This is a genomic window from Arthrobacter horti (assembly GCF_030731045.1).
In the GTDB taxonomy this organism is placed as follows: domain Bacteria; phylum Actinomycetota; class Actinomycetes; order Actinomycetales; family Micrococcaceae; genus Arthrobacter_E; species Arthrobacter_E nanjingensis.
The window spans coordinates 519568-541143 of record NZ_JAVALS010000001.1 but is presented as its reverse complement, the minus strand read 5'-3'; the positions used below and the strand labels follow the sequence as shown (position 1 = coordinate 541143).

At 68.5% G+C, this 21576-nt stretch carries 18 protein-coding genes; 13 read left to right on the top strand and 5 right to left on the bottom strand.

Annotated elements, in window-relative coordinates; translation table 11 throughout:
* Positions 1–43 precede the first annotated feature (43 nt).
* Positions 44–988: a sugar-binding transcriptional regulator gene (locus Q9R02_RS02575; protein WP_305995064.1), complete on the bottom strand. Its 945-nt coding sequence runs from the start codon at positions 986–988 to the stop codon at positions 44–46.
* A 116-nt stretch (positions 989–1104) separates the two neighbouring features.
* Here Q9R02_RS02575 and Q9R02_RS02570 point away from each other — a divergent pair, with 116 nt between their 5' ends.
* The 8 genes from Q9R02_RS02570 (at position 1105) to holA (ending at position 12734) form a co-directional block, all read left to right on the top strand.
* Positions 1105–2862 (top strand): glycerol-3-phosphate dehydrogenase/oxidase, encoded by a 1758-nt coding sequence (locus tag Q9R02_RS02570; RefSeq protein WP_305995063.1) that lies wholly within the window; start codon positions 1105–1107, stop codon positions 2860–2862.
* Positions 2863–2927: 65 nt separating this feature from the next.
* The gene (locus Q9R02_RS02565) at positions 2928–3674 is read left to right on the top strand and encodes an MIP/aquaporin family protein (RefSeq protein WP_305995316.1); all 747 of its coding nucleotides are present in this window, start codon (positions 2928–2930) and stop codon (positions 3672–3674) included.
* 41 nt (positions 3675–3715) lie between these two features.
* Positions 3716–5230: a glycerol kinase GlpK gene (gene glpK / locus Q9R02_RS02560; protein ID WP_305995062.1), complete on the top strand. Its 1515-nt coding sequence runs from the start codon at positions 3716–3718 to the stop codon at positions 5228–5230.
* Positions 5231–5600: 370 nt separating this feature from the next.
* Positions 5601–8111: a leucine--tRNA ligase gene (gene leuS, locus Q9R02_RS02555; RefSeq protein WP_425279193.1), complete on the top strand. Its 2511-nt coding sequence runs from the start codon at positions 5601–5603 to the stop codon at positions 8109–8111.
* 14 nt (positions 8112–8125) lie between these two features.
* Positions 8126–9160: a DegV family protein gene (locus Q9R02_RS02550; protein WP_305995061.1), complete on the top strand. Its 1035-nt coding sequence runs from the start codon at positions 8126–8128 to the stop codon at positions 9158–9160.
* 287 nt (positions 9161–9447) lie between these two features.
* Entirely contained in the window at positions 9448–10020 is a 573-nt protein-coding gene (locus tag Q9R02_RS02545; RefSeq protein ID WP_305995060.1) for a ComEA family DNA-binding protein, read from the top strand.
* Position 10021: 1 nt separating this feature from the next.
* Positions 10022–11707, top strand: a complete 1686-nt coding sequence (locus tag Q9R02_RS02540; protein WP_305995059.1) for a ComEC/Rec2 family competence protein — start codon at positions 10022–10024, stop codon at positions 11705–11707.
* Between the two features lie 34 nt (positions 11708–11741).
* Complete coding sequence (gene holA / locus Q9R02_RS02535) at positions 11742–12734, top strand: DNA polymerase III subunit delta (protein ID WP_305995058.1); 993 nt, start codon at positions 11742–11744, stop codon at positions 12732–12734.
* Positions 12735–12854: 120 nt separating this feature from the next.
* Here the strand turns inward: holA and rpsT are convergent, their stop codons facing one another.
* Positions 12855–13115, bottom strand: coding sequence for a 30S ribosomal protein S20 (gene rpsT / locus Q9R02_RS02530; RefSeq protein WP_305995057.1), 261 nt, complete (start codon positions 13113–13115; stop codon positions 12855–12857).
* Between the two features lie 188 nt (positions 13116–13303).
* Positions 13304–13774, bottom strand: coding sequence for a type II toxin-antitoxin system PemK/MazF family toxin (locus Q9R02_RS02525; RefSeq protein WP_305995056.1), 471 nt, complete (start codon positions 13772–13774; stop codon positions 13304–13306).
* Positions 13775–13952: 178 nt separating this feature from the next.
* On the opposite strand from Q9R02_RS02525, the gene lepA reads away from it, so the two are divergent.
* Positions 13953–15812 (top strand): translation elongation factor 4, encoded by a 1860-nt coding sequence (gene lepA, locus Q9R02_RS02520; RefSeq protein WP_305995055.1) that lies wholly within the window; start codon positions 13953–13955, stop codon positions 15810–15812.
* A 3-nt stretch (positions 15813–15815) separates the two neighbouring features.
* On the top strand, positions 15816–17045 hold the full coding sequence (gene hemW / locus Q9R02_RS02515; RefSeq protein ID WP_305995054.1) for a radical SAM family heme chaperone HemW: 1230 nt from the start codon (positions 15816–15818) through the stop codon (positions 17043–17045).
* 48 nt (positions 17046–17093) lie between these two features.
* Here the strand turns inward: hemW and Q9R02_RS02510 are convergent, their stop codons facing one another.
* Together Q9R02_RS02510 and Q9R02_RS02505 are read right to left on the bottom strand one after the other, a co-directional pair.
* Positions 17094–17438 carry a DUF4870 domain-containing protein gene (locus Q9R02_RS02510; RefSeq protein ID WP_305995053.1) on the bottom strand — a complete coding sequence of 115 codons (345 nt, stop codon included), beginning with the start codon at positions 17436–17438 and terminating at the stop codon, positions 17094–17096.
* A gap of 200 nt (positions 17439–17638) precedes the next feature.
* Positions 17639–18478: a DUF3097 domain-containing protein gene (locus tag Q9R02_RS02505; protein WP_305995052.1), complete on the bottom strand. Its 840-nt coding sequence runs from the start codon at positions 18476–18478 to the stop codon at positions 17639–17641.
* 124 nt (positions 18479–18602) lie between these two features.
* Between Q9R02_RS02505 and hrcA the strand changes: the two genes are divergently transcribed.
* From hrcA to Q9R02_RS02490, 3 genes are read left to right on the top strand one after another with little or no spacing between them, the layout of a single operon-like run.
* Positions 18603–19616 (top strand): heat-inducible transcriptional repressor HrcA, encoded by a 1014-nt coding sequence (hrcA, locus tag Q9R02_RS02500; protein WP_305995051.1) that lies wholly within the window; start codon positions 18603–18605, stop codon positions 19614–19616.
* Between the two features lie 55 nt (positions 19617–19671).
* Positions 19672–20793 (top strand): molecular chaperone DnaJ, encoded by a 1122-nt coding sequence (gene dnaJ / locus Q9R02_RS02495; RefSeq protein ID WP_305995050.1) that lies wholly within the window; start codon positions 19672–19674, stop codon positions 20791–20793.
* Position 20794: 1 nt separating this feature from the next.
* Positions 20795–21559, top strand: coding sequence for a 16S rRNA (uracil(1498)-N(3))-methyltransferase (locus tag Q9R02_RS02490; protein ID WP_305995049.1), 765 nt, complete (start codon positions 20795–20797; stop codon positions 21557–21559).
* Positions 21560–21576: the final 17 nt, after the last annotated feature.

The following is a 21576-nucleotide window of genomic DNA, read 5'->3' as shown; positions in this document are numbered from 1 at the left end:
TCAAAGACTCTACCGAACCCGCGGGTCATCACAGGGACCGGGCTCAGCTCTCCACGAGCAGGCGCGCGGTCTTCTCGTCCAGGATCAGCTCGGTCACCAGGCCGGCCGCGAGCGCCCCCTTCAGTCCATTGATCTTCCCCGCGCCGGAAACCACGCAGACGCGTCGGGGCGCCTTCTTCAGCTGCTCGTGGCTCGGGCCGGTGGACCGGCCGTTCAGGGGGATCCCGTCGGTGGAGCCGTCCGCCCGGAAGAAATAGGTGGCAACGTCGCCCACCACCTGGTGCCCGGCCAGGGAGAGCAGGTCTTCACGCTCCAGGTAGCCGCCGGCATAGACGTGGCTGGGGTAGCCGGATTCGACGCTGCCGACGCCGAACAGGGCCATGCTCATGCGGGACTGGAGATCGAGCATGCGCTCCACGCTGCGCTCGCGCCACATCGCCTGCCGGGTTTCGACGTGGTCGAAGAAGGCAGGCAAGGGGAATTGCTCCACCCTCGCCCCGTACGCTCGCCCGAAGCGGTGGAGGATCTCGCTCGAGTAGGAGATGCCGGTGGAGTGGGTGTTGCCCGCGCCGTTGAGCTGGACGATCACGCTGTTATGGGTGGGCTTGCTGGTGAGGTGACGGCTCACGGCGCTCATCGTGGCACCCCAGGCCACGCCGATGACCGCGTTCGAGTCCACATGCGGGGTGATCGTCCGTGCGGCGTACAGGGCCACCCGGTCCAGGGCCTCGGCCTCACCGACACTGCTGGGGACCGGAACCACATGGGCGGTCACCCCGAAGAGTTTTTTGATCAAGTGTTCAAGCTCAGGTGCCATGTCCAGGCTCGAGCGGACCTCGATCTGCACCAGGCCCGTCTCCCGTGCGGTGGCCAGCAGACGCGACACGGTGGAGCGCGAAGTGCGCAGTTCCCGGGCTATCGCGTCCATGGTCAGGTCCTGGAGGTAATAGAGCTGAGCCGCTTTGAGGACATCCCCGTCCTTACGCATCGGAACCCTTTCTGCACGTTCGTGCATTCAGCTTGACGATAATTTTCACCGCTTCCAAGAATAGGGGACGTGCCGTTGAGGCGCACCGAAAAACGTGAACCGATCCCGGAGAGACGATGTCCCCGCAGCAGAACGCAGCCCCCCGCACCCAGCAGACCCGCCAAGCCGTCAAGGCCATCGCAGACCGCCCCTCGGCCACGGTCCTGATCATCGGCGGAGGCATCAACGGCGTGGGCACCTTCCGTGATCTGGCGCTGCAGGGTGTGGACGTGGTGCTCGTGGAACGCGGCGACTACTGCCAGGGAGCCTCCGGTGCCTCATCCCACATGATCCACGGCGGCATCCGGTATCTGGAGAACGGCGAGTTCCGCCTGGTGAAGGAATCCGTGGTGGAGCGAAACCGCCTGATGAAGATCGCCCCGCACTACGTCAAGCCCCTGAAAACCACCATCCCCATCTTCAGCACCTTCTCCGGCGTCCTCAGCGCCCCCTTGCGCTTCCTGACCCACCGGCAGGGCAAGCCGCAGGAGCGCGGCGCCTTCCTCATCAAGCTCGGCCTGAGCCTCTACGATTCCTTCTCCAGGGACGGCGGCAGCGTCCCTCGCCACCAGTTCCGCAGCCGTGAGAAGGCCCTGCAGGAACTGCCGCGGCTGAACCCGGGCATCAAGTACGCGGCCAGCTACTTCGACGCCTCCGTGCACAATCCCGAACGTCTCACCCTGGATGTCCTGAACGACGGCCTCACGGCCGGCGGCCAGACGGCCCGCGCCGCCAACTACCTCAGCGTCGTCGGCGCCGCAGAGTCCCCATCCGGCGTCGTGCGTCTGCGTGACGAACTGACGGGGGAGGAGTTCGACTTCGCCGCGGACGTCGTCGTGAATGTCACCGGTGCCTGGGTCGATGAGAGCAACGGCGCACTCGGCTCCCCGACCCGCTTCATGGGAGGAACCAGGGGATCGCACATCGTGCTCGACCACCCCGAGCTCCTCGCCGCCACGGGCGGGCGGGAGATCTTCTTCGAGCACACCGATGGGCGCATCGTCCTCATCTACCCGATGGGTGACCGCGTCCTGGTGGGCACCACCGACATCGACGCCGATATGAACCAGGACGCCGTGTGCACGGAAGAGGAGATCGAATACTTCTTCGAACTGATCTCCCACGTCTTCCCTGACATCGCCGTGAGTCGCGAGCAGATCGTCTACACCTTCTCCGGCGTCCGGCCCCTCCCGCGCCACGACGACACCGCCCCCGGCTTCGTCTCCCGCGACTACCGCATCGAGAAGCGCATGCAGTCCTTCGGCTCCGCCCAGGCCACCGTCCTGAGCCTGGTCGGCGGCAAGTGGACCACGTTCCGCGCCCTGTCCGAACACCTCGCCGACGAAGTCCTGGCCGTGATCGGCGCTCGCCGTGAGGTGTCGACGGCGAAACTCGCCATCGGCGGCGGCGCGGGCTTCCCGGCCGACGACGCCGGCGTGCAGCAGTGGATCAAGGCCCGCCTGAGCGCGGAGCGCGGCCTGGACGCCGCCCGGGTGAGCACCCTCCTCGCGCGCTATGGCACCCGTGCCGACGAGGTCATCTCCTTCCTGTCGCACGGCGAGGACCACCTCCTGCACTCGACCCACGAACTGAGCGTGCGCGAACTCCAATGGATGGCGCGGCACGAGCAGATCGGACACCTGGTGGATGTCCTCATCCGCCGCACCTCCCTCGCTTTCCGTGGCCTGGTCACGGGAGAGCTCCTCCGCGAAACGGCCGAGGCCTTGTCAGATCAGCTCGGCTGGGACAAGGATCGGATCGTGGAGGAGTGCAACCACGCGGCCGATGTCCTGGAGCGACTGCACCTCGTGCAGCTGGACAGCCTGGTCGCGTAGCCCTTCGGGGCGAACAGCCACCGGGCGCCGGCCCGGTGAGTACAGCACATCTCAAGGAGTCAATGATGTCTCTTGGAATCGTCTTCCTCTCGGAAGTCTTCGGTACTGCAATGCTCACCCTCCTCGGCTGTGGCGTCGTCGCCAATACGGCCCTGAAGGGGACCAAGGGCAACGGCACCGGGTTCCTGTTCGTGAACTTCGGCTGGGGCCTCGCGGTCTTCGCCGGCGTGTTCGTGGCCGCCAAGTCCGGGGCCCACCTGAACCCGGCCGTGACCCTCGGCATCGCCGCATCGGGTGCCAAGGAGTTCGTGCCCGGCGTCCCCGTGGACGCCGCGTCGATCCTCACCTACCTGAGCGGCGAGCTGACGGGTGCCTTCCTCGGCGCCGTCGTCTGCTGGCTGGCCTACAAGCAGCATTTCGACGTGGAGCCCGACCCGGCCAATACGCTGGGCACCTTCTCCACCGGTCCGGCCATGCGTAGCCACGGCTGGAACCTGCTGACCGAGATCGTCGGCACCTTCGTGCTGGTCTACGTCATCCTGTCCTTCGGAACGTCCCCCAACCAGCTCGGCCCGCTCGCGGTGGCCCTGCTCGTCGTCGGCATCGGCGCCTCCCTCGGTGGTCCCACCGGCTACGCGATCAACCCGGCCCGTGACCTCGGCCCGCGCATCGCCCACGCTCTGCTTCCCATCAAGGGCAAGGGCGCCAGCGACTGGGGCTACGCCTGGGTCCCCGTCGCAGGCCCCATCATCGGTGGAGTCATCGGCGGTCTCACGTCCCACCTGCCGATCGTCTTCACCGCAGCAGCCTAGTAACCGTGTCCACGAGCTTTGAGAAGGAACTGAGGAATCACATGTCTGAGTACGTCATCGCCATCGACCAGGGCACCACCAGCAGCCGCGCGATCGTCTTCGACCGGAAGGGCACCATCGTGTCCAGCGGTCAGATGGAGCACGCCCAGATCTTCCCGCAGGCCGGCTGGGTGGAGCACGACGCCACCGAAATCTGGGACAACACCCGCGAGGTGATCGCCAGCGCCCTGTCCAAGGCGAACCTGACCCGCCACGACATCGCCGCCGTCGGCATCACCAACCAGCGCGAGACCGCCGTCGTCTGGGACCGGAACACCGGTGAGCCGGTCTACAACGCCATCGTCTGGCAGGACACCCGCACACAGCCGATCGTGGACGAGCTGGCTGCCGACGGCGGCGTCGACCGTTTCAAGGAGAAGGTGGGACTGCCGCTGGCCACCTACTTCTCCGGCACCAAGGTCAAGTGGATCCTGGACAACGTCGAGGGCGCCCGCGAGAAGGCGGAGGCCGGGGACCTGCTCTTCGGCACCACCGACTGCTGGGTCCTGTGGAACCTCACCGGCGGTGTCGACGGCGGCGTGCACGCGACGGATGTCACCAACGCCTCCCGCACCATGTTCATGGACCTGAAGACCCTGTCCTGGGATCTGGACATCCTGGACGCCTTCGGCGTTCCGGCCTCCATGCTCCCCGCCATCAAATCCTCCTCCGAGGTCTACGGCTCGGTGCATACCTCCCAGTTGCTGCGTGAGGTCCCGGTGGCCGGCATCCTCGGCGATCAGCAGGCCGCCACCTTCGGCCAGGCCGCGTTCCAGGCCGGCGAGGCGAAGAACACCTACGGCACCGGGTGCTTCCTGATCTTCAACACGGACACCGAGATCGTCCACTCCAAGAACGGCCTGCTGACCACGGTCGGCTACAAGCTGGGCGATGAGCCGGCCCACTACGCGCTGGAAGGCTCCATCGCGGTCGCCGGTTCCCTGATCCAGTGGCTCCGGGACAACCTCGGCATGATCACCTCGGCGCCCGAGGTCGAACAGCTGGCGGCGTCCGTTCAGGACAATGGCGGGACGTACATCGTCCCGGCGTTCTCCGGGTTGTTCGCTCCGTACTGGCGTTCGGACGCCCGCGGCGCCATCGTGGGCCTGACCCGCTACGTCAACAAGGGCCACATCGCCCGGGCCGCGCTGGAGTCAACGGCCTTCCAGACCCGTGAGGTCCTGGACGCCGTGAACGCGGACTCCGGTGTACCGCTCACCGAGCTGAAGGTCGACGGCGGCATGGTCGCCAACGATGCTCTCATGCAGTTCCAGGCCGACATCCTCGGCGTCCCGGTGGTCCGCCCCGTGGTCACCGAGACCACGGCCCTCGGCGCCGCCTACGCGGCCGGGCTGGCCGTCGGCTTCTGGAAGGACCTCGGCGAGCTGTCCGCCAACTGGGGCGAGGACAAGCGCTGGGAGCCGCGCATGGACGAGGCCGAGCGCGCGCGTCAGCTGCGTCTGTGGAAGAAGGCGGTGACGAAGTCCATGGAGTGGGTGGACGAGGACGTGAAGTAGTTCTCCCTTCCGCCTGAGGGTGGCCGCACAGTACCCCGCCCGCTACGCGGACGCCCGATGCCGCACCCGGGCACTGTGCGGCCACCCTCAGGAGCCGAACTCCTGCTCGCCTCGAGCGGGTGGAGGAGGATTGTGCCCCGCAACGCGCGTGGCCTGCTGGAAACCCGCGGTCTGAGGTGCGGTAAAGTGGAAGGCATGCACGTCATCCTCCTCCTTAGCTAGCCGTCCTCCGGGTCATTGTGGCCCGTGATGGACGGCCGCCCCTTGAACCCTTGTCGCAGCGCCGGCTGCTGACGAGGGTTGAGGGGCTTTTGTGTGTGTGGAGTGTGGCAGGAACGATGCCGGAGCCGGCGAAGGTGAGAGAGTACGAGTGAGCGTAGAAGCTGAAGAGACCATGGGCGGTGAGTCCGCGCGGGAGCGCGGATACGATTTCGCCGCCATCGAGGCCGCCTGGGCGAAGGCCTGGGACGAGAACCCCCAGTTCATCCCTGTCGATGACGGGTCGCGCGAGCGCCGCTACGTGCTGGACATGTTCCCTTACCCCTCCGGCGATCTTCACATGGGTCACGCCGAGGCGTTCGCCATGGGCGACGTCGTCTCCCGTTACTGGCGTCTGCAGGGCTACGATGTCATGCACCCGATCGGGTGGGACTCCTTCGGCCTGCCGGCTGAGAACGCGGCCATCAAGCGCAACGCCCACCCGAGCGAGTGGACGTACACCAACATCGACACCCAGGCAGCGTCGTTCAAGCGGTACGCCATCTCCGCCGATTGGTCCCGCCGTCTGCACACCTCGGACCCCGAGTACTACCGCTGGACCCAGTGGCTGTTCAAGCGCTTCTACGAGAAGGGCCTGGCCTACCGCAAGGACTCCCCGGTCAACTGGTGCCCCAAGGACCAGACCGTGCTGGCCAACGAGCAGGTCGTCAACGGCGCCTGTGAGCGCTGCGGCACCCCCGTGACCAAGAAGTCCCTGAACCAGTGGTACTTCAAGATCACCGAGTACGCCCAGCGTCTGCTGGATGACATGGACCAGCTGGAAGGCCACTGGCCCGAGCGCGTGCTCGCCATGCAGCGCAACTGGATCGGCCGCTCCGAAGGCGCCCACGTCCGCTTCGTCATCGAAGCCGCCGGCGAGCAGTCCGAACGCGAGACCACTGTCTTCACCACCCGCCCGGACACCCTGTACGGTGCCACCTTCTTCGTGGTCGCCGCGGACTCGGACCTGGCCGTCGAGCTGGTCACCCCGGAGCACGCCGAGGCACTGGACGCCTACCGCGAGCAGGTCAAGGCCCTCTCCGAGATCGAGCGCCAGTCCACCGAACGCCCCAAGACCGGCGTGTTCACCGGCCGCTACGCGATCAACCCGCTCAACGGCGAGAAGCTGCCCGTCTGGGCTGCCGACTACGTCCTGGCCGACTACGGCACGGGCGCCATCATGGCTGTTCCCGCCCACGACCAGCGTGACCTGGACTTCGCGCGGGCCTTCGGCATCCCGGTCCGCGCAGTGCTGGAGACCGGCGAGGAGAACCCGGCCGAATCCGGCGTCGCGACCTCAGGTGAAGGCACCCTGATCAACTCCGGCGAGCTGAACGGACTGAGCAAGGCCGAGGCCCTCCCGGCCGCCATCGCCATCCTGGAACGCCAGGGCACCGGCGAGGGCTTTGTGAACTTCCGCCTGCGCGACTGGCTGCTGAGCCGTCAGCGGTTCTGGGGCACCCCGATCCCGATCATCCACTGCGAATCCTGCGGCGAGGTCCCCGTCCCGGACGAGGACCTGCCGGTCCGCCTGCCGGACGACCTGCGCGGTGAGGATCTGGCCCCCAAGGGCACCTCCCCGCTGGCCGCCGCCGAAGCCTGGGTCAATGTCAGCTGCCCGAACTGCGGTGGCGCAGCCAAGCGTGACACCGACACCATGGACACCTTCGTCGACTCGTCCTGGTACTTCCTGCGCTTCACCTCGCCGGACTACACCGAGGGCCCGTTCGACCCGGAGGCCGTCAACACCTGGATGCCGGTGGGTCAGTACGTGGGCGGTGTGGAGCACGCCATCCTGCACCTGCTCTACGCGCGCTTCTTCACCAAGGTCATCCACGACCTGGGCATGCTGGACGCCACCGAGCCGTTCACCGCGCTCCTGAACCAGGGCCAGGTCCTCAACGGCGGCAAGGCCATGAGCAAGTCCCTCGGCAACGGTGTGGACCTGGGCGAACAGCTGGACAAGTTCGGCGTGGACGCCGTCCGCCTGACCATGATCTTCGCCTCCCCGCCGGAGGACGACGTCGACTGGGCCGACGTCTCCCCGGGCGGCTCGGCCAAGTTCCTGGCCCGCGCCTGGCGCCTGGCCCAGGATGTCGCGAGCGAGCCGGGCACCCCGGTCGCCTCCGGTGACAAGGCCCTGCGTTCGGTGACCCACCGGACCATCGCCGACGCCGAGGAGCTCCTCGCCGCGAACAAGTTCAACGTCGTCGTCGCGCGCCTGATGGAGCTGGTCAACGCGACCCGCAAGACCATCGACTCGGGTGCCGGCGCGGCGGACCCGGCCGTCCGCGAGGCCGCGGAGACGGTCGCCGTCATCCTGTCCCTGTTCGCGCCGTACACGTCCGAGGACATGTGGCACCTGCTGGGCCGGGAGACCTTCGTGGCCAACGCCGCGTGGCCGTCGTTCGACCCGGCCCTGCTGGTTCAGGACACCGTGACCGCCGTGGTCCAGGTCCAGGGCAAGGTCCGCGACCGCCTGGAGGTCCCGGCGGACGTGACCGAGGACGCCCTGCGCGAACTGGCGCTGGCCTCGGAGAACGTGCAGCGCATCCTCGACGGGCGCGGCATCCGCACGGTGATCGTGCGCGCACCGAAGCTGGTCAACATCGTCCCGGCCTGAATAGGCTTGCGACTGTGAAGGCAGAGCCGGGGGTGTGGAGCTGGGGGCGCTTGCTCGAGCGCCTCGAAGCGTTCCGTGCCCTCGGCTCTGCCGGTCTCCGGCCCCCTCGCCAGACGGCCCGGGGGCCGCGGGGCAAGGGCGTGCCGGAGCCGCCCGCCGTCCGGGTGGCCGTGGTGACCGACTCCGCCGCGGCGCTGCCCGCCGAATGGCTCGCGCAGGCGCCTCCGTGGTTCCGGCACGTCCCCCTTCCCGTGATGGTGGGGGAGGAGATCTTCTCCTCGGCCGATCTGGCGGACGACGACGGCGCCCTCCTCGAGCGCCTGAGCCTCGCCATGGCGGTGGGGGAGCCGGTGAAGACCTCCCGCCCGTCACCGGCGACGCTGGCCGCCGCCTACCGGGACCTCGCCGCGGCCGGTTATGGCGCCATCGTCTCGGTCCACCTCTCCCGTGAGCTGTCAGGAACCGCTGACGCCGCACGTCTGGCCGCTGAAAGCTGCCCGGTCCCCGTAGACGTGGTGGACTCACGGACCGCGGCGATGTGCCTCGGCTTCGCCGTGCAGGCCGCCTGCGCCATGGCGTCCCAAGGCGCGCCTTCCGAACTGGTGAAGGCCGCTGCGGAGACGTCCCTGGCGAGCAGCACCGTGCATTTCTACGTCCCGTCCCTGGAGCAGCTCCGGCGGGGCGGGCGGATCGGTGGAGCTGCGTCCTGGCTGGGGACCATGCTGGCGATCAAGCCGATCCTCGGGATCGCGGACGGCCGGGTGGTGCCCGTGGAGAAGGTCCGGTCCTCGGCCAGGGCCCTGGCCCGCCTCGAGGAGCTGGCTGTCGCTGCCGCAGCGGACATCCCTGAGTCCTCTCTGGGGCTGGCGGTCCATCACTTCGGCTCCGCCCAGGCCGCCCGGGAACTCGCCGACCGGCTGCAGGCGAGGCTTCCCGAGGCACCTCCTCCCGTCATCAGCTCGCTTCCGGCGGTTCTGGCCGCCCATGTGGGCCTCGGTGTCCTGGCCATCGTCAGCGCACAGTTGCCGCCGGAGCGTTTGTCCCCATAGGAGTGTCCGGTAACCGCGGCGCACGCCGTGCTCCGTATCCTCGCTGCATGAGCTCATCGGGGACCGGACGGCGGCACGGAAGCGGAGATCAGGGGTCCACGGCGGAACGCCTGGATCTGCTCCTCAATCACGGAGCGGCATCCGGGACCGTGCCACCGGACCCGGTGCCCGGGGGCGGCGGGCCGTCCGGTCTCGCAGAGAGGCAGAGGGCCCACAGGAGTGCGCGGCTGCGCTCCGGAACGCCATGGCGCGCTGTCGTCGCGCTTCTGGCGGTCTTGGTGCTCGGCGTGCCGATCACTTGGTGGCTGCTCAGTCCCGCCTCCGTCCCCGCCCCTGGCCCGGGCGCGTCCCGTCCTCCGGGCGGTGGCACTCCGGCGCTCCAGTCTCCGCCGCCGGCACAGAGCCCGCCGAGGCAGCTGCTCGTCCACGTCTCCGGAGCGGTCCTGAAGCCGGGGGTGGTCAAGGTTCCCGAACACGCGCGCGTCTTCCAGGCGCTCGAGGCCGCCGGTGGCGCGAAGCCCGGTGCACAGCTCGAGACGGTCAATCTCGCCGCCGAGGTCACCGACGGTCTGCACATTCACGTGCTCGCCCAGGATGAGAAGCCTGCCAGATCTCAGGGACAGGCCGCTGCCGGCGCCGCCGGGGCCGCTCCAGGTGGGGGAGCCGCCGTCGTGGGCTTGAACAGCTCATCGGTGGAGGAGCTGATGTCTCTTCCCCGGGTCGGGAAGGTCCTGGCTGAACGGATCGTCGCCTGGCGCCAGGAGCATGGCCCGTTCACCCGGACCGAGGACCTGGACGCCGTGGATGGGATCGGCCCCAAGCTGCTGGAACAGCTTCTTCCGCTGGTGAGCCTGGGCTGAGATGGGGCCTCCTGATCGAGCCGGGCGCCCGGTCCGCATCCTCCAGCGGTTCCTGTTAACTCTGCGCGACCGGGAGGAGCGCCTGCGGCGTGTCCTGGAGGTGTCGCGGTCTGTTCAGGACGTCCGTCTGATTCCCGGTATGCTCGCGCTCTGGGCGGTCAGTGCGGCCGTCACATGGCGGAGCTTCCCGCACGTCCTGGCTCTGGGCGCGGTCGGCGGCGCTCTGACAACGGTGCTGCTCGCCGTCCAGCGGACGCGCCGGGAACCAGACCGGTCGCGTGGCGGCTTCCTGAACACCGCGCTGCTCTCCTCGGTGATCCTGGTGCTCGGCTCGGCCCTCGGTCTGATCCGGCTGATGGATCCCGTCGGATCCTCCGTGATCGCCGCCGCGGATGCCGGAGCCGTGCGCACGGTGGAACTGGTGGTGACGGGGCCCGCCGAGCCGTCCGAGCCGGAACAAAGCCCCGCGGAGGGGGACCGATGCGGGCAGGGCTGTATGGCCACGGCCGTCCTTCAGCGCATCGGGGACCGTGGCGTCTCCAACCCCGTCGTGGCTCAGATCCGGCTCCGCTGTTCCACCGCATGCCCCCACGACACTCTTGCCGTCGGCACCCGGCTGGAGGCCCTGGTGCGGCTCTCACGCAAGCCCGAGAGGCCGGGCAGGCTCGAGGGCACGGTCTTGAGAGCGCCGCTCGTGCTTCAGGCTCCGAGCCGCTTGGAATCCTTTCTAGGCGGCATCCGGACCTCCTTCCTCCAGCGCAGCGCCGCGATCCCGGGAGAACCAGGCAGTCTGCTGGAAGGGATGGTCCTGGGGGAGCGGTCCCGGAACGGTCCCGGTTTCATCGCCGTGATGACCTCCACCGGGCTCACACATCTCACCGCCGTCTCCGGCGCGAACTGCAGCATCGTCTTCGCGGCGATCCTCCTCGGCGCCAGATCGCTGAGCCTGCCACGCGTCCCGGCGGCTGCTGCGGGCCTGGCCGGGCTGGGGGCGTTCGTCATCCTCATCGGCCCTGATTCGAGTGTCCTGCGGGCCGCTGTGATGTCGGCCGCCGCTCTCGGTGTGCTCGCGGGCGGCCACGGCGCACGGGGGATCCCTCTGCTGTGCGTGAGCGCCTCGTGCTTACTGCTCACCGAACCTGCTCTCTCCCTCGACCCCGGCTTCGCTCTCTCCGTGACCGCCACGGGCGGAATCGTCCTGGCGGGCCGTCCGATGGCTCGCCTGCTCAGCCGGATCATGCCGTACGGACCAGCCCTCATGCTGGCCATCCCCCTGGTGGCACAGACGGCCTGCTCACCGCTTCTCGTCCTCCTGCAGCCTCAGCTGACGCCCTATGCGGTACCCGCCAATCTGCTCGCTGCACCCCTTGTCGCACCGGTGACCCTGCTGGGCATGGGGGCTCTCCTGCTTCTGCCGGTCTCCACTGTGCTGGGAGAGATGCTGTTCGTGCCCGCCTCGTGGTGCACCACGGCCATCTGGGGGATCGCGCGCAGCCTGGCGGAGCTGCCGGGAGCCGTCCTGGACTGGCCACCGGGTCCGTGGGGCATGGCGACCATGGCGTCGTTGGGCGTTCTGGAGTGCGCCATCCTGTGGGCCCTGGCACATCCTGGCAAGGTGGCCGCCGCCTACCGGTGGCTGCACCGCTCCCTGGCCCGGAATCCGCGGCGTGGCGCGTTAAGATCGTAGGGACCTGACAACGGACGAAGACGGAGCCGAAACCATGGCGAAGGCCGCAAGCAGCACCGCACTCAGCTGGCGGGACGTGACCCCTGCGCCGATCGTTCTGCTGTCCGGGCCGGAGGAGTACTTCGCCCAGCGGGCCAGGGATCTGCTGAGGAAACAGCTTCGGGCCGCGCACCCGGATCTGGAGGTCACGTCCTTTGACGCCGGGGAGTACGCGCCGGGATCGCTGGCTCTCGCCAGCAGCCCGTCCCTGTTCGGCGAGTACAAGCTGCTGGAGGTCAGCCGCCTGGAGGCGATGAACGACGCGTTCCTCACAGACGCACTTGCGCTGGCAGGATCGGGTGCCGAGGACACTGTCATCCTGCTCCGTCACGCCGGCGGTACCCGCGGCAAGAAGCTCCTGGACACCGTGAAGGCGGCGTGGCCCGTCGTCGACTGCCAGCCGCTGAAGAAGGATACGGACAAGAACGCCTTCGTGAGTGCCGAGTTCCGTGCCGGCGGCCGCCGGATCGAAGGACCCGCCGTCCTCGCCCTGGTCCAGGCCGTGGGCTCCCAGACCGCTGAACTGGCGGCGGCCTGCCAGCAGCTCATGGAGGACACCAGCGGTGCAGTCACGGCGGAGACCGTTGAGCAGTACTACGGCGGACGGGTGGAGGCCAGCGCCTTCAAGGTGGCCGACAAGGCCCTCGACGGCGATGCGGCCGGAGCTCTGGCGACGCTCCGCCACGCCCTTGCCACCGGCGCGGATCCCGTGCCGCTCGTGGCCGCCCTCGCCGCAAAGCTGCGGACGCTGGCCCGGGTGGCCGGCAGCAGAGGATCCGCCGCGCAGCTCGCCCGGGACCTCGGCATGCAGCCATGGCTGGTGGAACAGGCTCAGCGCGACATCAGGCGATGGACCCCGGAACGGCTGCGGATCTGCATCCGTGCCGTGGCGGAGGCGGACGCCCAGGTGAAGGGACTCTCCCGGGACCCCGTCTACGCGGTGGAGCGGATCGTCCACCTCGTGGCCACCTCCGTGAGCGCCCGCTGACGGCTCCCGCTCTCCGGGGGAGCGTGACACTCGCCTTAAACGACGAGAGGCCGGTCCATTCGGACCGGCCTCTCGCGAAGTACGTGCACAGGCTGTGCAGGCACCGCCAGGAAGGGCTCCTTAGAGGGCGCTGACCTTCTTGTTGATGGCGGACTTGCGGTTGGCAGCGTTGTTCCGGTGAATGACGCCCTTGCTGACAGCCTTGTCCAGCTTACGGCTGGCCGCCTTCACGGCGGACTCAGCGGCTTCCTTGTTACCAGCCTCGACCGCCTCGTTGACGGACTTGATGAGGGTCTTGAGCTCAGACTTGACAGCGACGTTGCGCTGGCGAGCCTTCTCGTTGGTGAGGATGCGCTTCTTCTGAGACTTGATGTTAGCCACTTAGTGAACTCTCTTTTTATGACGGATGGGTCTAGAGGGCGTCAGATTGGCCATTGACTGAGCGGCGTGGGGATGCCTATGGCAGCCAATCATCAGTGTCCGTCGACCTGTACGGACACACAGCAGAATATCTTAGCAGAAATCCGGCCCCGGAGCGGGAACCGCGTGTCGGAGGGGCGATCGGGACCTCAGTGCCCGGCTCCGCGCAGACCTGCGACGACACGCTGGAACCGCACCCGGTCCAGGACCGAGCCTTCCCGCCGGATGGAGCCGGGATCCACCCTGAGCACCCGGTTCACCTTCACCTCGCTGGGCCGCCCGGCCCGGTCCCAGAGGCCGATGCCGATGTCGACGTAGTTGGGGTCCTGGTGGGACGTGTTGTTCCGGTCCTTGGAGGTCAGCATGAGTCCGAGCAGCCACCGCCCGTCCCGGCCGATCAACAGCACGGGGCGGTCCTTGCCCTGCGAATGGTCTTCTTCGAACGGCACCCAGGTCCAGACGACCTCCCCGGGATCCGGGCGTCCATCGGGCGCGGGGGAGTAAGTGACCGAGACCTTGCCCCGGTAGTCACCCGGATACCTCGCCACCGTCGGAGCGCCCGGGGTGCTCTTCCGTCCGAGACCCAGTGCACGCAGGATTCTGGTCAGCAGCTTCGCCATGCCCACAGACTACTGAAGGCCGCCACAAGGCGTGGGCGCGTCTGGCATGGAGGTGCGCACCCGGGCGGGAAACGTGGGAGAATAGGGGATTGATTCCCTGGCCCTGCGGCCGTGCCCTCCGCCCCGGCGGTGCGCGCACGGCAGGGCCGCTTCCACAGGCAACAGTAAGGACTCCCGAGTGTCTCCCATGGCCCGCACTGCACCGGTGCCCGCCGCGACCGATCCGGCGCTGATCCGCAACTTCTGCATCATCGCGCACATCGACCACGGCAAGTCCACCCTGGCGGACCGTATGCTGCAGCTGACAGGCGTCGTCCAGTCGCGGGACATGAAGGCCCAGTACCTGGACCGCATGGACATCGAGCGTGAGCGTGGCATCACCATCAAGTCGCAGGCCGTGCGCATGCCCTGGGAGCTGGACGGGACCAGCTACGCCCTGAACATGATCGACACGCCGGGCCACGTGGACTTCACCTACGAGGTCTCCCGCTCCCTCGCCGCCTGCGAGGGAGCGGTGCTCCTGGTGGACGCGGCGCAGGGCATCGAGGCTCAGACCCTGGCCAACCTGTACCTGGCCATGGAGAACGATCTCACCATCATCCCGGTCCTGAACAAGATCGACCTCCCGGCCGCCCAGCCGGAGAAGTACGCCGCCGAGCTGGCCGGTCTGATCGGCGGCGACCCGGAGGACGTCCTGCTGGTCTCCGGCAAGACCGGCGTGGGCGTCGAGGGCCTCCTGGACAAGATCGTCCGCGAGCTTCCCGCCCCCGTCGGGGACCCCGACGCGCCGGCCCGGGCCATGATCTTCGACTCCGTCTACGACACCTACCGCGGCGTCGTCACCTACGTGCGCGTCGTCGACGGCAAGCTCTCCCCGCGCGAACGCATCCAGATGATGTCCACCAAGGCCAGCCACGAACTCCTGGAGATCGGCGTCAGCTCTCCCGAGCCGGAGCCCACCCGCGGTCTGGGCGTCGGCGAGGTGGGCTACCTCATCACCGGCGTGAAGGACGTCCGCCAGTCCAAGGTCGGCGACACGGTCACCAATCTGGCCAAGCCGGCCACGGAGGCCCTGGGCGGCTACGCGGATCCCAAGCCCATGGTGTTCTCCGGCCTCTACCCGCTGGACGGCACCGATTACCCGGTGCTGCGCGAGGCGCTGGACAAGCTCAAGCTCAACGACGCCGCGCTGGTGTACGAGCCGGAGACCTCCGCGGCCCTGGGCTTCGGCTTCCGCGTGGGCTTCCTCGGCCTGCTCCACCTGGAGATCGTCCGTGAGCGTCTGGAGCGTGAGTTCAATCTCGACCTCATCTCCACGGCTCCGAACGTGGTCTATGAGGTGACGCTGGAGGACAAGTCCACGGCGATCGTGACCAACCCGAGCGAATTCCCCACCGGCAAGATCCACGAGGTCCGCGAGCCGATGGTCGCGGCAACCATCCTGGCCCCCAACGAATTCGTCGGCGCCATCATGGAGCTGTGCCAGTCCCGCCGCGGCCAGATGCGCGGCATGGACTACCTCTCCGAGGACCGCGTGGAGCTGCGCTACTGGGTTCCGATGGCGGAGATCGTCTTCGACTTCTTCGACACCCTGAAGTCCAAGACCCGCGGCTACGCCTCGCTGGACTGGAAGCCGGACGGGGACCAGGTGGCCGATCTGGTCAAGGTGGACATCCTCCTCCAGGGCGAGACCGTGGACGCGTTCAGCGCCATCACCCACCGTGACAAGGCGTACGCCTACGGCGTCATGATGACCTCCAAGCTCCGTGAGCTCATCCCGCGCCAGCAGTTCGAGGTCCCCATCCAGGCCGCCATCGGTGCCCGCATCATCGCCCGCGAGAACATCCGCGCCATCCGCAAGGACGTCCTCGCCAAGTGCTACGGCGGCGACATCAGCCGTAAGCGCAAGCTGCTGGAGAAGCAGAAGGAAGGCAAGAAGCGCATGAAGATGGTGGGCCGCGTCGAAGTGCCGCAGGAGGCGTTCATCGCCGCCCTGAGCAACGACGAGAACACCGGCAAGGACAAGGCCAAGAAGTAACGCATGCCCAGCGTGCTGCCCCTCGGGGACCCCGCGCCCGCCGACGGCCTCCTGGACGCCCAGGCGGCCGTCGGTGCGGCGGAGCGTCCCTTCAGCCTGTACATCCACGTCCCGTACTGCACGGTCCGCTGCGGTTACTGCGACTTCAACACCTACACGGCCACGGAGCTCGGCGGCGGGGCCAGCCAGGCGGAGTACGCCGGGACGGCCCTCGGTGAGCTCGACTTCGCGGCCGGTGTGCTGGAACGCTCCGGCCTGCCCGCCCGGGAGGTGTCCACCGTCTTCTTCGGCGGCGGAACCCCCACCCTGCTCGACGCCGCGGAGCTCGGTGGCCTGCTGGGCCGGGCACGCGAGCTGTGGGGCCTTGCCGAAGGCGCAGAGGTCACCACGGAGGCCAACCCCGAGACCGTGTCGCCGGAGTCGCTGGCACGTCTAGCCGAGGCCGGCTTCACGCGGGTCTCCTTCGGGATGCAGTCCGCCGTGCCGCATGTGCTGAAGGTCCTGGACCGGGTGCACCGCCCGGAGCGGGTGCCCCAGGTGGTCGAGTGGGCGCGGGCCGCGGGCCTGAACGTCAGCCTCGACCTCATCTACGGCACACCGGGGGAGTCCCTGGCCGACTGGGAGCGGTCCCTGGACGCCGCACTCGCGTGCGAGCCGGATCATCTGAGCGCCTACGCGCTCATCATCGAGGACGGCACCAAGCTGGCCGCGCAGATCCGCCGCGGTGAGGTCCCCGACGTCGACGACGACGACCACGCCGACAAGTACGAGCACGCCGAAGCGCGGCTCTCCGCCGGTGGGCTGCAGTGGTACGAAGTCAGCAACTGGGCGCGCACAGCCGACCAGGAGTGCCGGCACAATCTCGCCTACTGGCGCGGCAGTGACTGGTGGGGCATCGGCCCCGGCGCGCACTCGCACGTGGGCGGCGTTCGCTGGTGGAACGTCAAACACCCTCGCGCCTACGCCCAGCGCCTGGCCACGGGCGTCTCGCCCGCCGCGGGCAAGGAGGTGCTCGACGACGGCGCACGCTATGTCGAGGACGTCCTGCTGCGTGTGAGGCTGGCCGAGGGGCTGCCGACGGCGACGCTGCGGGCGGAAGGCCGTGCCGCCGTCGCGGGTCTGATCGCCGACGGCCTCATCGACGCCAAGGCCGCCTTCGCCGGCTCCGTGCGGCTGAGCCTGCGCGGCCGCCTGCTGGCCGACGCCGTCGTCCGCCGCCTGCTGCCGGATTGACAGACACAGAAGGCCCGCACCGATCGGTGCGGGCCTTCTGTGTGCCTCCTACTTGATCAGGCGGAGGTTGAATCTGTAGCGGTACGGCTGGCCACGGTTCACATGGATGCCGGCGTTCACGGAGAAGATCGTCAGTGCGATCCAGATCAGCGCAGCGATCACCGCGAACGCCCCGCCGATGAACGGAATGAGGCTGAGGATGTTCGCGACCACCGCGACGAGGGTCGGGGGGAGCGTGAAATTGAGGGCTTCCTTGGACTCCTGGGCCGTGAACGGCCCGCGGTCCTTGAAGATCAGATGGATCAGCAATGACGGGACGAAACCCAGGATGCCGCCGAAGTGCGCCAGCATCGCCCACTGCCGGTCCTCGGACGGGCTCAGCGGTTCCGGCACGGCGCTGGTTCCGGAGTAGTCCGACCCTCCCGGTCCGCGCCGGGACGCGCCCGGAGCTCCATCGGGGCCGGGCCTCCCGGAGGGGTTACCCTGCGACTGTGGTCCAGATGCGTCCGACACCGGCGTTACTCCTGAGATAGTTCCAGCCACCGCGGATCCACCACGGCCGAGAGTTCTCCTCCAGCATAGTGGCTGGCGGCTCAGGCGGTGAGGAAGTCGATGACTTCCTCGACCCGGCCCAGCAGCGAGGGTTCCAGATCCGCGTAGCTGCGCACCGTGGAGAGGAGCTTCTGCCACCCCAGGCCCACATCCTCCGCAGTCGCGTGCGGCCAGCCGAAGGCCTTCAGGATCCCGGTCTTCCAGTCCATGCCGCGGGGGATCTCCGGCCAGGCGGGGATCCCGAGCGTCTGGGGCTTGATGGCCTGCCAGACGTCGACGTACGGGTGACCCACCACCAGGACGTGCTGCGCCATTCCCGGGTGCTTCAGGAGTGAATCCACGATCCGCTGCTCCTTGGAACCCGGCACCAGGTGGTCCACCAGGATGCCGAGCTTGCGCCCCGGCCCGGGCCCGAAGGCGCGCACCGCCGCTTCCAGGTCGTCCACGCCGTGCAGAGGCTCGACCACGATGCCCTCCACGCGCAGATCGTCACCCCACACACGCTCCACGAGTTCGGCGTCGTGCTTGCCCTCCACCCAGATGCGGCTGGCCAGTGCGGTCCGCGCCTTGGCGTCCACCTGGATGGACCCGCTGGCGGTGCGCCGCGGGCCCTGCGGCGTCTTCGCGGCCTGCGGGGGCGTGATCTTCACGGGCTCCCCGTCCAGAAGGAAACCGAAGCCCAACTGGAATGAGCGTGCCTTGCCGCGCCGGTCCTCCAGCGCCAGGATGTGCATGCCACCGGACTTCTCCACCCGGGTCACGGCGCCCACCCAACCGGTCTGGACATCCTCCAGCACCATCCCGAGTTCCACTGGGACCTCCCGGAGCGTCCGCTGAACGGGCTTGCCGAGCTCCTGCGGCCCCCAGGTGTGGATGGACATGATGTGCTCCCTGCAGTGAATGGACAACGGTGCGCCCGTGTCGCGGCGGACATACTAGAATTAGCACTTGGAGAGGTAGAGTGCTAAGAGAAACGCCGAAGGCCAGAACAGTGGAGGTGACAGCGTGAGCGATCCCCGCCGGCTCGCCGTGCTGCGCGCCATCGTGGAGGACTACGTCCATTACCGAGAGCCCGTGGGCTCGAAGGTCCTGGTGGAACGCCATCAGCTGGGGGTTTCCAGCGCAACGATCCGCAACGACATGGCCGCCCTCGAGGAGGAGGGGCTCATCGCGGCCCCGCACACCAGCGCGGGCAGGATTCCCACGGACAAGGGATACCGCCTCTTCGTGGACCAGCTCGCCTCGGTGAAGCCTCTCTCGGCGCCGGAACGGCGCGCCATCCACACCTTCCTCGATGAGGCGGACGACCTCGACGACGTCCTGGAGCGCTCCGCGCGTTTGCTGTCCCAGCTGACCCGGCAGGTCGCCGTCGTCCAGTACCCGACGGCCAGCCAGGCGCGCGTCCGCCACCTGGAGATCGTCGCTCTGGGACCCGCACAGGTCCTCGCCGTCCTCATCACCGACGCCGGCAGCGTCGAGCAGCGGGTGGTGGACCTGGGGCAGGCGGTGACCGAGGATGACGTGGCCCAGCTGCGGACGGCGTTCCTCACGGCAGGATCGGGCCGCGCCGTGCACGGCCTCCGCGAGGCGCTGGAGAGCCTTCCCGCCACGTTCGCTCCCGCACTCCAGCCTGCGGCCGCTCATCTGGCCGCCGCGCTGACGACGCTGGCCGAGGCGGGCACGGAGGACCGCATCGTCCTGGCCGGCACCGCGAACCTGGCCCGCGCCACGATGGACTTCCCGCTCAGCATCGGACCGGTCCTCGAGGCGCTGGAGGAGCAGGTGGTCATGCTGCGGCTCCTCACCGAGATGCACCAGGACCAGCACGGTGTGGCGGTCAGCATCGGACGCGAGAACCCCTTCGACGAACTGGCCGGGACCTCAGTGGTCGCCACCGGTTACGGCAGGGGAGCCGTGTCCAAGGTCGGCGTCCTGGGCCCGACCCGCATGGACTACCCGTCGTCGATGGCCGCGGTACGCGCCGTGGCCCGTTATCTGTCACGGATCCTGGCGAACTGAGCGCCGGCGGCGTTCCTGGATCCGGTACGCAAAACAGGAAGAGAAGAAGAGACACGTGAGCAGCCACTACGAAGTCCTCGGGGTTCCCCGCGACGCCAGTGGGGAAGAGATCAAGAAGGCCTACCGCAAGCTGGCCCGGACCCTGCACCCGGATGTGAACCCGGGTGAGGATGCCTCCGAGAAGTTCAAGGCCGTGACCCACGCCTACGAGGTGCTCTCCGACCCGGAGAAGCGCCGCGTCTACGACACCACGGGTAATGAGAACGGCACCGACACCGGCTTCGGCGGGTACTCGGGCAGTGGCTTCGCCTTCCAGGACATCTTCGACACCTTTTTCGGCGGCGGCTCGGCCGCGGGACCGGCCTCCCGGGTCCGCCGCGGTCAAGACGCCCTCATCGAGGTGCGCATCGATCTGAAGGACGCCGTGTTCGGCGTCGAGAAGACCCTCGAGCTGGAGACCGCCGTGGTCTGCCAGACGTGCGACGGTACGTGCTGCCAGCCGGGCACGAGTCCCGAACGCTGCGACATATGCCACGGAGCCGGCCAGATCCAGCGGCCCGTCCGCTCCATTCTCGGCCAGGTCATGACCGCCTCGACCTGCCCGAGCTGCCAGGGCTTCGGCACCGTCATCAAGGACCCCTGCAACGAGTGCAACGGCCAGGGCCGGGTCCGTTCGCACCGCTCGCTGTCCATCAAGGTGCCCGCCGGTGTCAACACCGGCACCCGCATCCAGCTCTCCGGGCACGGCGAGGCCGGCATCGCCGGCGGTCCCTCCGGCGATCTGTACGTCCAGGTGAAGGTGAACGCGGACAAGACCTACACGCGTGAGGGCGACGATCTGCACGCGTCCCTGAAGGTCCCCATGACCGCCGCGGCGCTCGGCACCGACATCGAGCTGGAGACCTTCGACGGCGCCCAGAACATCAGCGTCAAGCCCGGCACCCAGACGGGCGAGGTGATCACGCTCAACGAACTCGGCGTCACCCACCTGCGCGGCTATGGCCGGGGCGATCTGAAGGTGCGGATCCAGGTGGAGACGCCCACCCGGCTCGACGCCGAGCAGGAGGAGCTGCTGAGGAAGCTGGCCGGGCTCCGGGACGAGGAGTTCACCCCGGGCAAGCTGAACAGCGGCGGTGGGATGTTCGCCAAGCTGCGCGACAAGCTCGGCAATCTCTGAGATGAGCAATCCGGTCTTCTTCGCCACTCCCGAGGACCTCGCGTCTGCGGTCCCGGGAGGGTCCGTGATGCTCACCGGCCCCGAGGCGCGCCATGCGGCCACCGTCAAGCGGCTGGCTGCGGGCGAGGGTGTGGACCTGGTGGATGAACACGGGACCCGGGTCACGGGGACCGTGGAGTCCGCCCACGGCGACGAGCTGGTGGTCACTGTCGCGCACGTTCACCGTGAGCCGGCGCCCGCTCCGCGGATCGTCCTGGTCCAGGCGCTGGCGAAGGGCGACCGCGATGAGCAGGCGATCGAGAGCGCCACGGAGCTCGGCGTCGACGGTGTCCTGCCTTGGCAGGCCGACCGCTCCATCGTCCGCTGGCGAGGTGACCGCGCGGCCAAGGCCCTGGCCAAGTGGAGATCCGTGGTCCGTGCGGCGGCCAAGCAGTCCCGCCGCTCCCGGACACCGGCGGTCGAGGACCCCGTCGACACGGCCGGGCTGGTGAGACGCATCGCCCGGGCCTCCCACGCGTACATCCTCCACGAGGACGCCGCGGAATCCCTCAGCCTCAGGCTGGGCGATGAAGTGGGTGGCACCGAGGCCCAGGACGCCGAGATCCTGCTGATCGTCGGCCCGGAGGGCGGAATCAGTCCCGAAGAGGTCTCGAAGTTCCGCGAGGCGGGTGCGAAGACCGCGCTGCTCGGCCCTCACGTGCTCCGGTCCAGCAGCGCCGGACCCGCGGCGATCGTCGTGGCGAGCACGGTCCTGGGCCGCTGGTGAGCCACCGGCCCGGGGCC